Below are 14,709 nucleotides of genomic sequence, written 5' to 3' on the forward strand. Positions count from 1 at the left end.
CTCAACCCTCCATCAACCCGGCCATGCGGGCGATGGCCAGATGCCCGCGTGTGGCCAGGTCGGGCGGCGTCTCGACAACGCCGATCCCGGCGATTCCGAGCGCTTCGCCGTAGCGTCGCGCAAGGTCGCTTCGCCCAATGATCGACACACAGTCTATGTCTCGCCCGGCGATTGCCGCGCCAATCTCGGTTCCGATCAATAGGCCGGATAGAAAATCGGCGGTTTCCCACTCTTCAAGGAGTCCCATGAGCGGTAGGGTGCGGGCATGGAAAAGCCGGTGCAGCAACGCGCCAGGGGAAGCAAATCCAGCTCGCACCCCTCGCGCAAAGGCCTCTGGCGCAGGTTCGGTTCCCGCCATCAGCTTTCCAAGTATGGTGGCGTCGCGCAGCGCCGCGAAGACCTCGCCGGTCATGAAGGTCTCGAAGGCAGCAATGCGACCGGTCGAGAGCTTCACCCATTTGGAATGCGTCCCCGGCATGACGAGCAAACCGTCTGTGAGCCCCGTATCGAGCGCTCCTGCGATTTCCGTCTCCTCACCGCGCATCACGTCCGGCGCTCCGGTCGCGTCGAGCGCCGTGGCGCCAGTAATGAAGTAGATCTCCAGCCCATCGGCCAGCCGGTGCGCCGTGAGCTTCTCGGCAAGTTCCTCCGGTCCGGCCGGCAGCTCCACGTAAGGAGTCTCGATCCAGCCATTCCGGCTGGTGATCATCCCCGAGACGATCACTGGTAGCGGGTATTCCGTGAGCCACGGCCCGACATGGGTACGGAAGAAACCCTCGAAATCGCCCTCCTCCACATGCAGGATGCCGCGCCTGAGTTCGATCCGGCGGAGGATGGCTCCGCCGGTTCCAAGCAGATAGGCCCGAAAGGAGGTTGTCCCCCAATCGACCCCAATCAAGCGTGGTTCAGATCCGTCCGAATTCATCGAGAAGATCCTGCACCGTCTTGCCCTGGGCGACCCATTCACGGGTCTTCTCTTCGCGTTCGGCCTGTTCCGTAGCCAATTCAACCACCTTCTCGGCGTTCTCCAGCGGAATGACGGTCACGCCCATGAGGTCCGCCACCACAAAGTCACCGGGGTTCACGCGGATCCCGCCGCATTGAATAGGCACGTTGATCGACAGTTCCTCCTTGCGCTGAGAGAACATCGTGTGAGTTCCGCGCGGGGTGACGGCACGTGTCCAGATCGGCCAGCCGATTTCTTCGAGTTCGTCCGTATCCCGGCCCGCACCGTCAACGACCATCGCGCGAATGCCCCGGTTCTGTGCCAGCCCTCCCATAAGCCCGCCGCAAACGGACGTGTTCGGATCGCCACCGGCATCGACCACAATGACGTCGCCAGGGTGGCCCATTTCCAGTGCCTTGAGCGGATCGACCAGGTCGCCGACCGAAAGCTGAACCGTTAGGGCCTGCCCGCAGGTCTTGGCGCGAAACGCGGGCTTGATCCCAGCATCCATGACACCGGTGCGGTATTGCACATCGGCGAAAACCGCCGTTGCGGAAAGGCACCCCACCACTGCATCGAACTTCTCCAGAAGGTCGGGACGGCGTTCAAAATCATTGTAGACTTGGAGCATTTCGGTTTGTCCTTTTCGTTCGCTGATCAGTCGAGAACATCGGTGTTCAAGAGGTTTTTCGGGCGTTCGCCGCGCAGGACACGGGCAACTTCCGAGGCGGCGGTTTGGCGCGCCTGCTCGATGGATTCTTCGGAGTAGTAGGCGGTGTGCGGTGTGACGATGACGTTGGGCAGCGTGAAGATCGGGTTGTCCGCCGGATCCCAATGCGCGCGCTTGGCGGGCTCCTCCTCTGGGTCGTCCAAACCGGCACCCGCGAGCGTGCCCTCGGTCAGCGCCCGGTAGAGCGCCGCGTTGTCCACCGTGGGCCCACGCCCCGTGTTGACCAAGATTGCGCCCGGCTGCATTGCAGCGAACTCGGCATCGGACAGGAAATGCCGCGTCTCCGGCGTCATCGGTGCCTGCATGAGAATGTAGTTGGACTGGGCGACAAGCGTCTGCTTATCGACCAGTTCAACCCCAATATCTGCCGCAACGGCGGGGTCTAGATACGGATCGTAGGCGATAATCCGAACACCGAATGCACGCGCGCGTTCGGCAATCGCCTGACCTATCTTGCCGAGGGAAACGATCCCCATCACCCGCCCCCGGAGCCGGTAGACCGGCCGCGCCGCATGCCAGGACCACACGCCCGAATGGGTGGACTCATTGAATTGCAGCAGCTTTCGAACGAGCGTCAGCCAAAGCGAAATCGCGTGATCGGCAACCTCGTCCGTGCAGTAGTCCTGCACATTGGTCACCATGATGCGGCGCTCTGTTGCGGTCTTGACGTCGACGATATCGACGCCCACGCCGTAGCGGGCAATCACCTTGCATTTCTTCATACGCGCGATGGTCTTGGCACCGACGCGCGCATATTGGTTGATCATGGCGAAGCAGTCTTCGGCATGTTCGAAGAGGTCTTCCTCGGATTTCGCCTGCAGGCCGACGACCCGGCCGCCCGCCGCTTCGATGATGGCTTTCTCGATATCGTTGTCACCGTAGTCGAAGTCGGTGATGACAACCTTGGGTCTGTCGGACATGGCGTGCTCCAGTCTCCGGCGATCAGTCCTGATAGGCGCCGGCGGAATAGGTAAGTTCGTATGAGTGGGAATAGAGCTCGAAGATGTTTCCGAACGGGTCTTCGCAATAGACCATCCGGTAGGGCTTCTCGCCCGGATAGTACTTGCGGACCTGCTTCATGCGCTGCTTGCCACCGAGTGACTCGATGACCTTCACGCGCTCTTCCAGGTTCTCGTCCTGAATGCAGAAGTGGAACAGGCCGGGACGCCAGTACTCGAACGGCCGGTCCTCGGGTTCCGTCTTGGGGAATTCGAACAGCTCGATGCCGATGCCGTCGCCCGTCGAGAGATGCGCGATGCGGAATGAGCCCCAGCCCGGCCCGAAAACGTCGTCGCACATCTCGCCGATGGCACTGTCGTCCTGCTGGATCTCGGTCGGCTCCATAATGGTATAGAAGCCAAAAGCCTTGGTGTAGAACTCCACCGCCTTTTCAAGATCCGGAACGGTGATCCCGATATGGGAGAAAGTGTTGGCAGGCATTGCGTATGCTCCTTTGATTTCAGGATTTCCCGGGGCGTGTCGCGGCCAGGCCGCGCAAGACGCCCCCGATTTCGTTGCGCCACATGTCGAGTCCGACGGCGGTGACGATGATCGCACCGATGACGATGGTCTGTACCGAAGTCGGCACGGCGTTCAGGTTCAGCCCGTTCTGGACGATGACGATGGTCAGCGCGCCGATCACGGTGTTGATGATATTTCCGCGCCCGCCTGCGAGGCTCGCGCCGCCGATCACTGCGGCAGCGATGGCTGACAGCTCCAGACCGACCCCGTAATTCGGCGAGCCGGAATTGAGCCGTGCGGCCATGAGAACTGCGCCGATCCCGGCCATAGCCCCGGCGATTACGAACGCGTAAAACTGTATACGGCGGACCTTGAGACCCGAGAGGTCAGCAGCGTTCGGATTGCCACCCACCGCATAGAGTGCACGCCCAAAGGCGGTATAGCGCAGCACGTACCACGCCACCGCGTAGAGCAGAACGAGATAGTAGAGCGGCAGCGGCAAGCCGAGGAAGGTACCGTAGAAGATCCCTTCCAACGCATCATGCACCGAAAACACAGGCGAGCCGTTGTTGAACAGGAACGCCATCCCCCTGAACGCCGATAGCGCCGCCAGCGTGGTGATAAAGGCCGGGATGCGCAGATACGCGGTCAGGAAACCGTTGAACGCCCCCAATCCCGCCCCGAGCGCGATCGTCAGCAGGATTGCAAGCGGCAGTGGCACACCCTGGAACTTGACCGAGACGGCAAAGATCATGGTCAGCAACGCGATGGCGGATCCGGGTGAGAGGTCGATCCCAGCGATCAGGATGACGAATGTCGAGCCGATCGCCACGATGGCCACGATGGAGACCTGCAGGGCAAGGTTGGAGAGGTTCCCCGCATCGAGAAATCGCGGCGTGGTCAGCGCCGCGATGGCAGTGACGATCAGCAGCGCTGCGAGTGGAGCGATGACTGGGGAACGAAGAAGCGCGGTCATGCGGCGGCCTCCTGACTTGAGGATGCGCGGACAAGGTCCGATTTCTTGACATCGGCGGCGGCGCGAATGTCGACGAGACGGCCGTGACTGACGATGCCGATCCGGTCAGACATGGCGAGCAGCTCGTTGTCGTCGGAAGAGATGAGAACCACGGCATGCCCGGCCGCCGTCAGTTCGTTTATCAGGTTGTAGACGGCTGTCCGGGCGCCCACGTCGATCCCTTGTGTCGGCTCGTCGAGCAGGAAAACGCGGGCACCGGCAAAGAGCCAGCGGCCGATGACGATCTTCTGCTGGTTGCCGCCCGACAGCAACCCAACCAGACGATCCTTGGCGCTGGCAGATACTTCCAGCCGGTCATACAGGTCATGCGTCAGCCGCGTTTCTTCCCGAAGGCGCATCGCCAGCGGCGATCCGAGGCGCGAAAGCGCGGCAACCGACATGTTCTGCTGCCCCTGGAAGTTGAAGAAGAGCCCGTCGGACTTGCGGTTCTCGGGCACCAGCGCGATCCCGGCGGCCACGGCATCGGCCGGTGAGCGCAGCCGCAACGCCTCTCCAGCGACCGAGATCGTGCCCGCGAGCAGCGGATCGACCCCGAACAGGGCCCGCGCTATCTCGGTCCGGCCCGAGCCAAGCACCCCGCCCAGCCCGAAAACCTCGCCCGCGCGCACGGTGAAGCTGACATCCCGGACACGGTTGGCTGTACGAAGGCCGTGCGCTTCCAGCAGCACATCCTCTCTTGTATTGACGGTTTTTGGATAGTGGTTGGAGACCTCGCCGATCATCGCGGCGACGAACGCTTCGACGGAGACTTCCGTTTCCGCTGCGGTGGACACAACACGACCGTCCTTGAGGACGGTCACGCAATCGACCAGCTCTTCCACCTCATCCAGACGATGCGAAATGTAGAGGACCGCCTTGTTCTGTGCGGCCAGACCACGGAGAACCCGATGCAGCTCGTGAATCTCTTCGAGACCGAGGGCCGTGGTCGGCTCGTCAAGAATGAGCATGCTGGCATCGGTGGCAATTGCCTTGGCGATCTCGACCAATTGCTGATCGGCGACGGAAAGATCCGCCACGATGGCTTCGGGGTCGATGGAGACCGACAGGCGCGACATCACTTCTGTCGCGCTGTCGCGCATCGCTTGCCAGTCCACCCTGGTGCGCCGTCCGGGCAGGTTTCCCAGCCAGATGTTCTCGGCCACCGTGAGCGTCGGCACCAGCGAGAACTCCTGGAATACCGCGGCCACGCCTGCTGCGCGTGCGGCCATAGGGCCGGGAATCGTGACCGGTTTACCGTCCCGGAGGATTTCTCCGCCGCTTGGGCGAAAGACCCCCATGAGCATCTTAATCAGCGTCGACTTCCCGCAGCCGTTCTCTCCGAGCAATCCATGGATCTTGCCGCGCTCCAACACCAAGCTGACAGAGTCATTTGCGACGATCCCGGCGAATCTCTTGGTCAGATTACGCACCTCCCACACAGGGACAGCGCTTTTGGTCTGGTCAGGCATGGGACGTGCACCAGTCGGTTCGAGGTTGGTATCGGGATTGGTGGGCGGCCCCGGGGAGGGGGAAGGGACCGCCCGTTCGTAACCGTCAGTAACTCTTGGACGGTTTCGGATAGAGGCTGTCGGGATCCTGCAATGCAGGAAGAACGCTCTCGCCATCGACCACAACCGTCGGGGTTTCCACGAATCCGCCCCCGAAATTCCCATCGAGCGAGTCGAGCGTAACCTGAAGGGCAATCTGTCCCATGACGAAGGGCGTGGTGTTCACGGTGGCCGTTACGCTTCCGCCGGCGATCTCCTCGAGCGCTGCCGTGTCGCCATCGTTCCCGAGCAATACCAAGTCGGATTTCCCAAGCGCCTTGGCCGCAAGCGCAGCCCCCATGATCATGTAATCATTGGCGGCGAACAGAACGTCGATATCCGGGTTTGCCTGAAGCAGGTCCATGCCGGCGGTGTTGCCGCCCTCGACGTTCCAACCGCCGGCGATCGAGGCCACGACCTCCAGGTTCTCGCTGCCTTCGATCCCGTCGAGGAAGCCGCCCACGCGTTCGGTGGAGTGATAGCCCGGCAGGCCTTCGATCACACCAACCTGAAGCGCTTCGCCACCCGCCTTGTCGACGAGATACTCACCAATCTTGTGAGTACCGTTGCGCTGAGAGTAGCCGACGACGGCATGAACCGGTGTCGGGAAATTACCGATGTCGGAATTGACGATCACAACGGCAATGCCCTTTTCAACGGCCCGCTTCACGAGCGGCGCAGCGGCTGCCTCGTCGTGGGTGGACAGGATAATCGCGTCCACGTCCTGCGTGATCGCATCCTGGATCATGCCCATCTGCCCGTTGATGTCCGAACCCGATTGCGGCGCCAGCATGAAGACCTCTACGCCAGCCTCGGCGGCCTGCGCCTTCACGCCTTCTCCGATGGCAATGTAGTAATTGAACTCTGTCGCCGGAGGCATGTAGGCGATGCGAACGTCGCCGTCATTGCTCAGCGCCGCCATGTCTGCCTGAGCGCCGTCCTCCATTGATTGCGGTGCCGCGTAGTCGACCGCCCCTGCAATCGAAGTGCTCGCCAAAAGCGCGGCCACGCCGGCGATTGTACGGAATGAATAAGTCGTCATGTGTTCCTCCCTTGACGAAACGTTCGGTTCAACCCGCGAAGGGCGTATCGATAAGCCCGCGCACGCCCGGCCTGACTGCATAAAGGCCGCCCGACGTCGGCTCAGCCGCAATCTCTTCCGGAGTACTCATGAGGCGCGATGTTGTGATGAAGAGCGTGTCGAGATCAGGCCCGCCGAAGGCGCAGCAGGTCGGCTTCCACACCGGAACTTCGACAACCTGATCGATGGAACCATCCGGCGCAACGCGCACGACGCGGCGCCCTTCCCATTCGGCATTCCAGACGCCACCCTCCGCATCCACGCAAGAACCGTCCGGAATGCCGGGCTCGTCGGCAAAGTCAGCGAGAATTCTCATCGCGCCGAGCGCCCCTGTCTCGGGATCGTATTCATATGCACGGATTGTCTGCTCCGGCGTGTCCGTGAAGTACATCGTCCGTCCATCCGGCGAGAAGCAGGTGGAGTTGGCACAGGAGACACCGTCTATCAACATGGCGATGCTGCCGTCGGCGTCGATACGGACAACGCTGCTGTCTGCCTTGCCGGACACCTCGTTCATGCCGCCGACGATGAACCGCCCCTGCCGGTCGCATCGCCCGTCGTTGGTCCGGGTTTCAGTGTTCCCAGGCTCGAAAGCGCCAAGCTCATCAAGCGCGCCGGTCTCCGGGTCGAAGAAGGCGAAGCGATCGGCAAAAGCCACGATCATCCCGCCACCCTGGCGATGCGCGAAACAACACACGCGGTCCGGCATATCGATCTTTGCCGAGTCTCCAGAGACGGGATCGAAGGACCAGAGCGCCCTGCCCTCGATATCCGTCCACCACAGCCGGTCATCGGCAGGATTGTAGTACAGACCCTCGCCATGGTGGTTCTGGCAGTCCAACACCAGCTCAGCCAGCATTCCCGGTTCCTCCCTGAACTGAGGCAGAAATAACTCCTGTTCCGCAGTTGCTGATATGTGATATATCAGATATGATACGGCAGTCAATAGGCCAGTTCGGGGCGCAGTGGAAGCTGAACCGAAGCTGGGCTAACAAGCAGGGATGCGACGGAGGAGACGCCTGCCATGGAACGCTTCGAGAAACCGAAAAGTCTGACCGAGAGCGTTCTTGAGCACCTGAGGAACGAGATTGTCTCGGGAAAACTCGAACTTGGTGCCGCGCTTTCCGAACGCCAGTTGGCCGAACAGCTTAGCGTTTCTAAGACTCCGGTACGCGAAGCGCTTGCGCAATTGCGCACTGAAGGTCTCGTGATGGTCGAACCGCGCAAGGGCGCGTATGTCTTTTCGCTCAGCGCCCGCGAGGTCATTGAAATATGCGACTTCCGGATCGCGATTGAATCCGCTGCGGTGAAACTCGCAATAGAGCGCAACCCGGATGCCTACATTGCAGACATCGGACGTATTGTCGGAGAAATGGATCGGAAGATCTCGGCGAATGAGATTCCGGCCTACCTGGCATTGGACACCGAGTTCCATGCCGCGGCCTTCCGCCACTGCGAGAACAGCTACCTTCGCGATAGCTACGAACGCTATGCCGGAAAGATCGCAGCGCTACGGACGCACCTTGCCGCCAAGCCTATGCACACCAAACTTTCCTTTGAGGAGCATGTTGCGTTGCTGGCGGCGCTCCGTAACCGTCAGTTTGAGGACGTCGACAAGACGCTGCTTCGCCACATCGGGCGCACCCGGCACAGCTACGCGGCGACCGTCGACGATATCGCCGTCGCAGATGCTCCGCCACTTCGCGGCAACGAACCGGCACCTTTCGTCGTCCGAAGTGCACCGAAACGTCCATCTTCGTGAACGCAGCCACGATGGCGAAGTCCGGCGCGATGATCTCCACCTGGACGATCAGGCAAATCTCCTCTCCGGCAGGCTGTCAGTCGAGGCCTATTGGCATCGCGCCTACCCCTCCGCCGCCCCGGTGACGGGACAGAATTGCGCGGAGCTGGCACGCCACAAACCCTGTTACGTTGACATTGCGTGCGCACGCTCCGCTCCCTCGTGCAACCATTCGCACCTGCACCCGCCGGTCACGCACTCAGAACGGTGCCAGTGTTGGTCGTCACGTCGGCGTCCGGCATGAACGCGATGCGTCCGTTGACGTAGACCCTCAGGATGCCCTCCGCCGGCGCTGTGGGTGTATCATAGTTCGCCGCATCCCTGATGCGGGCAGGATCAAAAAGGACGAGATCGGCAGCTGCCCCAACTTTGATCTTGCCACGATCGGAAAGACCGAGAACTGCCGCCGTCTGGCCCGTCATCTTGGCTACCGCCGACGACAATGTCAGTAGCGATCTGTCCCGCACGTAGCGTCCCAGAACCCGCGGGAAGGCGCCCCACAGGCGAGGATGCGGTCGCCGGTCGCGCGGCAACCCGTCGGAGCCGACAAGTGATGGCGGCCATGCCAGAATCCGTTCCAGGTCATCATCGTCCATCTGGTGATAAATGGCCCCTCCCGGCGTCAGCCGTTCCAGCGCGGTCGACGGGTCCACGCCCCAGTCCGCCGCCACATCCTTCAGGTCACGACCGGTCATTTCTGGATGCGGATCGGACCAGCTTACGGTCACTGTACGGCTGTCTCGGGCGAAACTATCGATCAGGACCGTAGAACTGGCCGTATACGGGTAGACATCGACGTCGAGACGGATTTCCTGACGCGCCGCGTCGATCATCGCCAGCGTCGTGCGTGACAAGCCGAAGGCCGCCTCGCCGCAACACTTGTGATGCGAGATCAATGTCCGCGCACCGCTGCGGCGTGCGATGTCGATGGTCTCGGCCACCGCCGAAACGACTCCGGTTCGCTCGTCGCGCATGTGCGTCGTCCAAAGTCGCCCGGCATTGGCGACGTCGGTGACGAGTGCGAGGAGTTCATCGGTGGCCGTTGCCTTCGCCGGCGGGTAGGCAAGGCCGGTTGAAAGGCCAATGGCGCCCTGCCTCAACGCGGCATCGAGATCGTCTCGCATGGCCGCGATCTCGTCCGCCGAGGCCGGGCCGGTCAAATCGTCAACCGCCCGCGCCCGCAGAACGGTGTGCCCGACCAGCGGAGCCACATTGACCGCCGGCCCTGCAAGGCGTAGCGCGTCCAGGAAATCACCGAAACTCTCGTATCTGTATTCCTCGGCTGTCGCGATCAGGTCGAGCGGTGGCACCGGTACCTCCCGGCGACGAAGCGGGGTCGGGCCGAGACTTATCCCGCAGTTTCCGGTCACAACCGTAGTGACACCCTGGCTCAGCTTCGGCAGGATGGTGTCCCGCGCCATCGCTGCGGCATCATCGTGGGTATGCACGTCGATGAAACCGGGTGCGAGGGCGTATCCGGATGCATCTATCGCCTCGCGCCGCGACAGCGATAGGTCGGGACCGACCTGAACGATCCGATCCCCCGCCACCGCAACATCGGCACGTACGGGATCTTCACCCGAACCGTCGAAAACCAGCGCGTCGCGGATCAACATATCGCATTCGAAATCACCACTCATCGCCGATCGCCTTTGACCCAGGAGACGGTTTCGCCGCCCCGCGTTCCCACCACAATTCCGTCGCGCAGAATACAATACGCCTCCTGCACGATCCTGCCCACCACGCGACCATCGGCTAGAACCGGGTCGCCCCGGCGCACCGGGCAGCCCTCCCACTCGTGGCGACGCCAAATGGCATCGGATGCCTGAAACGCAATTGGACGGTTGAACCGGGGGTCGATGACCAAAGCACGCAGCATTGCACCATTGCGCACTTCCAGCCCGGCTACACTGCTGCAGTGGTCGGAAATGTCAGCGGGCATGACACAGTCGATGATCGCTGACACAGCAAGCTGTGCCAAGGTACGGTGTGGGAAGATCGAATTGTGCAGGACACCGATAGACAGCCCCGTCGACGCATCCGACACCAATGCGGATCCGATATCGGCCCGCGCATCGACCGACACCGAATTGCCAATCGCGATTTTGCCACTCCGGTTCATTGCGATCAATCCGGCGTCGAGGTTCGGAAATGGCGAGAGTGCGGTATTGATTGCCGCCTCGGGCGAAGCTCCATCTGCCATGGCTTCCAGCGCGACCAAGTTCGGAGGCTTGCCATCCGGCCCCGGCATGTTCGGCAACCGATGCCCCGTCATCAAACCGGCCGCAGGATCGGCTGGCGTGAACTGCGACAGCGGTTCCGGACGATCCGGACCGGAAGACATCAGGACGGCATGTCTGGCAGAAGTCAACGCCGCTCGCTCTGTCGAGGCGAGCAGTGCTTTTGCGCCGCCTCTCTGCGTGTCGAGGTTCCTGACCTGACCATCGGGGGTAAGCGCGCTGAGGCTGACAAATCCACCGATTGCACCCCTACCAACCGCTTCCACCACGCCGAGTCCGGCCAACGCCGCGCGGACCGCGCCCTGTCCGTAGACCGCAATCCCGATTGTCACTGCGCCACCAAATGGTCGGGCGCCACCTCTGCCAGAGCACCCATTGGTAGTGTGCCGGCATCGATCACCGGCAATGTGCCGCGCGTCCGGTCCGGATCCGGCACCGGCACCGCTGCCAGAAGCGCGCGGGTATAGGCGTGCTGCGGGTCGTTGAGCACTGCCTTGCGAGGCCCGATCTCCACGATCCGACCGCGTCGCATGACGGCGACGCGGTGGGCCATTTCCTCGACCACGGCCATGTCGTGGCTGATGAACAGGTAGGCGAGCCCGAGACTCTGCTGGAGTTCAAGCATGAGTTCCAACACCTGCGCCTGGACGCTGACGTCGAGGGCAGAGGTCGGCTCGTCGGCCACGATCAGCTTCGGGTTGACCGAGAGCGCGCGGGCAATCGACAGGCGCTGCCGCTGCCCGCCGGAAAACTCGTGTGGGAAGCGGCGGATGTGATCGGCTTCCAGCCCCACTCGGCGAAACAACTCCTCGACACGGTCCTGCAATTCGCCGCCCGAAGCGAGCCCGTGGATCACCATCGGCTCGGCGACGAGCCGCCCGGCGCTGATACGCGGGTTGAGGGAGGCGAACGGATCCTGGAAGATCATCTGCATCTGGCGCCGTGCCTGCCGGAGGCCCGCCTTGCCGTAGCCCCGCACGTCCATCCCGTCGACGATCACGGTGCCGCTGTCGAGTTCCAGCAGGCGCAGCACGGCCCGCCCTGTGGTGGACTTTCCCGAGCCGCTCTCTCCAACGATCGCCAACGTCTCGGCCGCATTCAAGTCGAAGCCGACGTCCTGCATGGCGGCCGTCCCGCCGCCCTTCTTCCAAAACCAGCCGCCTTCGTGGAAGGTTTTGTTCATCCCCTCGGTGTGCACCAGCGACTTGCCGACCGGGGTCGGCTTGTCGACGACACTTCGGGGTGCCGCAGCCGTCGCATAGGCACCAAGCCGGGGAACGGCATCGAGCAGCTTGCGGGTGTAATGATCCTGTGGGTTGGAGAAAATGTCGGCAACCGGACCTTCCTCAACCTTCCGGCCCCGGTTCATGACAACCACGCGGTCAGCCATCTCGGCCACCACGCCCATATCGTGTGTGATGAGGATGATTGAGGTTCCAAATCGGCTTTGCAGGTCACGCATCAGGTCAAGGATCTGCGCCTGAACGGTCACGTCGAGCGCGGTCGTGGGCTCGTCGGCGATCAGAATTGCCGGGTCCGCCGCCATTGCCATGGCGATCATCACCCGCTGCCGCATCCCGCCCGACAATTCGTGCGGGAACTGGCGCATCCGGCGATCCACCTCGTCCAACCCGACCAGCGCAAGCATTTCCCTTGCCCTTGCATTGGCGTCGGCCTGGCCCATGCCCTTGTGCTCGATCAGCGCCTCGGTCAGCTGCCGTCCGATCCGCAGCACCGGCGTCAGCGAGGTCATCGGCTCCTGGAAGATCATGGTGATCCGGTCGCCGCGCAGCCCGCGCAACTGTGCGTCCGGCAGGCTCAGCAGGTCCTTGTCCTGGAACATGGCGGTGCCGGATTCGACATTGGCCGAACGCGGCGGCAGCAGGCCGAGCAGCGCCATCGAGGACACACTCTTGCCAGAGCCGCTCTCGCCGACAATCGCCAGCGTCTCGCCCGGCAGCAGGTCGTACGAGAGGTCCTGGACGGCGATGTTGCGGCCGGCGCCGCGACCAAAGGAGACGGTGAGGTCGCGAACCGAGAGGATCGGGCCTGTCTGGTGCGTCGTGGTCATCGCTGGCGCTGCCTCGGGTCAAGGGCCTCGCGCACACCATCGCCCAGCAGGTTGAACCCCAATACGGTGATGGCGATGGCGAGGCCGGGAAAGATCATCATCCAGGGCGCGCGGGATATCAGGTCGCGTGAGGAGGACAACATGAAGCCCCATTCCGGTTGCGGCGGCTGCGCCCCGAGGCCGAGGAAGCTGAGGCCGGCGGCGGCGAGAACGGCGGTGGAGACGCCAAGCGTGCCGATAACGATCAGCGTCGGGATGACGTTCGGTAGCAAGTGCAGGAAGATGAGGCGGCCATGCCCCGCCCCGGCCGCGATGGCGGCTTCGAAATAGGGCTTGCCCTTTTCGACCAGCACCACCGAATGTGTCACCCGCGCATAAAACGGGATCGAGGCGATGCCGATGGCGATCATTGCGTTGGTCAGACCGACCCCGAAGATCGCGAGGCAGGCCAGCGCGATGACGATCTCGGTGAAGGAGAACAGCACGTCGACCAGCCGCATCAGGATCCGCTCCGTCCATCCCGAGGAATAGCCCGCGACCAGCCCCAGCAGCAGGCCGCATGTGAGCGAGATGCCCACCGCGATGACGCCAATCTGCAGGGTGAGACGGGCGCCGTAGATGATGCGGCTCAACACGTCGCGGCCGAAATCGTCGGTACCCATCCAGTGCGCGGCCGACGGCGGGTCGAGCCTTGGTCCGGCGGCCATGCGAAGTGGGTCGAAGGGGGCGAGCAAGGGCGCGGCGAGCGCGCTAAAAACAAGCAGTCCGACGATGGCGAGGCCGATCATCCCGGAAGGACTTGCCAGCAAAGCGCGCCAGAAACCGCGCGAGCGAGCCGAGCCGTTGGTGGCCAGATCGTCGGCCAGCTCTGCCGTGGTGCCATGTACCATCAGGAATACCGGATTCGAGGATCGAGGAAGGCATAGGCAACATCGATGACGACCGATGCCAGCGCGACGATGATTGCGAAAAACAGGATGAACCCCTGGATCAGCGGGTAGTCGCGGGCGAAGACCGCCTCGATGGCAAGCCGCCCTACCCCATTCCAGGCAAAGACGTTCTCGACCACGATCGCGCCTCCCATGAGATAGGCGAATTGCAGCCCGAGCATCGACACCACTGGCACCAGCCCGGAACGCAGCGCGTGACGATAGAGAACAATGGATTTCGGCAAGCCCTTGGCGTGCGCGGTGCGGACGAAATCCTGATCGAAGATGTCGATCATCGCCGACCGGGTCAGGCGCGCCAGCACCGCGGCGTTGGCGAGGCCGAGCGTGAGCGCCGGCAGGATCAGGCTGCGCCAGTCTCCGCCCGCAACAGGCAGCCACTGAAGCTGTAGCGCGAAGAGGAAGAGCAGCAGCAGCCCGAGCCAGAAATGCGGCATCGACACCCCGACGATGGCCAACACCATCGCGCTGACGTCGACCCACGTCCCGCGCTTGTAGGCCGCAAGAAAGCCGAGGCTCATGCCGACCACCACAGCGATGAACAGACTCGACAGCGTGAGGGCAAGCGTCGAAGGGAAACGGGTCATCAGGATATCAATGACCGGCTGATCGCCGACGATGGAATTGCCGAAATCCCCGTGCAGTAGACGACCCAGGTACATCAGGTATTGCCGCCAGATCGGCTGGTCGAGGCCCAGCCTGACGCGGATCGCCTCTAGCTCTTCGGGCGTCGTCTGGAAACTGCCGTACATGATCCGCACCGGATCGCCCGGCACGAGGTGGATCAGGATAGTCACCGCGATGGTCGCGATCCAGATCGTCACAAGTGCAGCCATGAGCCTTTGGAGGATGAACCTGGCCATTGGGAAG

14 protein-coding genes are annotated in these 14,709 nt (G+C 62.6%); 1 reads left to right on the forward strand and 13 read right to left on the reverse strand.

Annotated elements, in window-relative coordinates; translation table 11 throughout:
* Position 1: 1 nt before the first annotated feature.
* The 8 genes from ARC39_RS20765 to ARC39_RS20800 all read right to left on the reverse strand — a co-directional run bounded on the left by ARC39_RS20765 (position 2) and on the right by ARC39_RS20800 (position 7,639).
* Positions 2–925 carry a 2-dehydro-3-deoxygalactonokinase gene (locus ARC39_RS20765; RefSeq protein ID WP_068117311.1) on the reverse strand — a complete coding sequence of 308 codons (924 nt, stop codon included), beginning with the start codon at positions 923–925 and terminating at the stop codon, positions 2–4.
* Positions 906–1,577, reverse strand: coding sequence for an RraA family protein (locus ARC39_RS20770; RefSeq protein ID WP_068117314.1), 672 nt, complete (start codon positions 1,575–1,577; stop codon positions 906–908). The genes ARC39_RS20765 and ARC39_RS20770 overlap by 20 nt, the downstream gene beginning before the upstream one ends.
* Positions 1,578–1,603: 26 nt before the next feature.
* Positions 1,604–2,596: a C-terminal binding protein gene (locus ARC39_RS20775; RefSeq protein WP_068117318.1), complete on the reverse strand. Its 993-nt coding sequence runs from the start codon at positions 2,594–2,596 to the stop codon at positions 1,604–1,606.
* Between the two features lie 22 nt (positions 2,597–2,618).
* On the reverse strand, positions 2,619–3,116 hold the full coding sequence (locus ARC39_RS20780) for a lactoylglutathione lyase family protein (RefSeq protein WP_068117321.1): 498 nt from the start codon (positions 3,114–3,116) through the stop codon (positions 2,619–2,621).
* A gap of 19 nt (positions 3,117–3,135) precedes the next feature.
* On the reverse strand, positions 3,136–4,113 hold the full coding sequence (locus ARC39_RS20785) for an ABC transporter permease (protein WP_068117324.1): 978 nt from the start codon (positions 4,111–4,113) through the stop codon (positions 3,136–3,138).
* Positions 4,110–5,621, reverse strand: coding sequence for a sugar ABC transporter ATP-binding protein (locus ARC39_RS20790; RefSeq protein WP_068117327.1), 1,512 nt, complete (start codon positions 5,619–5,621; stop codon positions 4,110–4,112). Before ARC39_RS20790 ends, ARC39_RS20785 begins: the two co-directional genes overlap by 4 nt.
* 85 nt (positions 5,622–5,706) lie before the next feature.
* A complete protein-coding gene (locus ARC39_RS20795) occupies positions 5,707–6,741 on the reverse strand; it encodes a sugar ABC transporter substrate-binding protein (RefSeq protein WP_068117330.1) in 1,035 nt (344 codons plus the stop codon).
* A 28-nt stretch (positions 6,742–6,769) separates the two neighbouring features.
* Positions 6,770–7,639: an SMP-30/gluconolactonase/LRE family protein gene (locus tag ARC39_RS20800; RefSeq protein ID WP_068117333.1), complete on the reverse strand. Its 870-nt coding sequence runs from the start codon at positions 7,637–7,639 to the stop codon at positions 6,770–6,772.
* A 165-nt stretch (positions 7,640–7,804) separates the two neighbouring features.
* Between ARC39_RS20800 and ARC39_RS20805 the strand changes: the two genes are divergently transcribed.
* Positions 7,805–8,542, forward strand: coding sequence for a GntR family transcriptional regulator (locus ARC39_RS20805; protein ID WP_078059386.1), 738 nt, complete (start codon positions 7,805–7,807; stop codon positions 8,540–8,542).
* 230 nt (positions 8,543–8,772) lie between these two features.
* On the opposite strand, the gene ARC39_RS20810 is transcribed toward ARC39_RS20805, so the two are convergent.
* From ARC39_RS20810 to ARC39_RS20830, 5 genes are read right to left on the reverse strand one after another with little or no spacing between them, the layout of a single operon-like run.
* The gene (locus ARC39_RS20810) at positions 8,773–10,221 is read right to left on the reverse strand and encodes an N-acyl-D-amino-acid deacylase family protein (protein WP_068117336.1); all 1,449 of its coding nucleotides are present in this window, start codon (positions 10,219–10,221) and stop codon (positions 8,773–8,775) included.
* Positions 10,218–11,153, reverse strand: coding sequence for a DUF6963 family protein (locus tag ARC39_RS20815; RefSeq protein ID WP_068117340.1), 936 nt, complete (start codon positions 11,151–11,153; stop codon positions 10,218–10,220). Before ARC39_RS20815 ends, ARC39_RS20810 begins: the two co-directional genes overlap by 4 nt.
* Positions 11,150–12,892 carry an ABC transporter ATP-binding protein gene (locus tag ARC39_RS20820; RefSeq protein WP_068117342.1) on the reverse strand — a complete coding sequence of 581 codons (1,743 nt, stop codon included), beginning with the start codon at positions 12,890–12,892 and terminating at the stop codon, positions 11,150–11,152. The genes ARC39_RS20815 and ARC39_RS20820 overlap by 4 nt, the downstream gene beginning before the upstream one ends.
* The gene (nikC, locus tag ARC39_RS20825) at positions 12,889–13,782 is read right to left on the reverse strand and encodes a nickel transporter permease (RefSeq protein WP_068117347.1); all 894 of its coding nucleotides are present in this window, start codon (positions 13,780–13,782) and stop codon (positions 12,889–12,891) included. Before nikC ends, ARC39_RS20820 begins: the two co-directional genes overlap by 4 nt.
* On the reverse strand, positions 13,782–14,702 hold the full coding sequence (locus tag ARC39_RS20830; protein ID WP_068117350.1) for an ABC transporter permease: 921 nt from the start codon (positions 14,700–14,702) through the stop codon (positions 13,782–13,784). Before ARC39_RS20830 ends, nikC begins: the two co-directional genes overlap by 1 nt.
* Positions 14,703–14,709 lie beyond the last annotated feature (7 nt).

This window comes from Tropicimonas marinistellae (assembly GCF_001509585.1).
In the GTDB taxonomy this organism is placed as follows: domain Bacteria; phylum Pseudomonadota; class Alphaproteobacteria; order Rhodobacterales; family Rhodobacteraceae; genus Tropicimonas; species Tropicimonas marinistellae.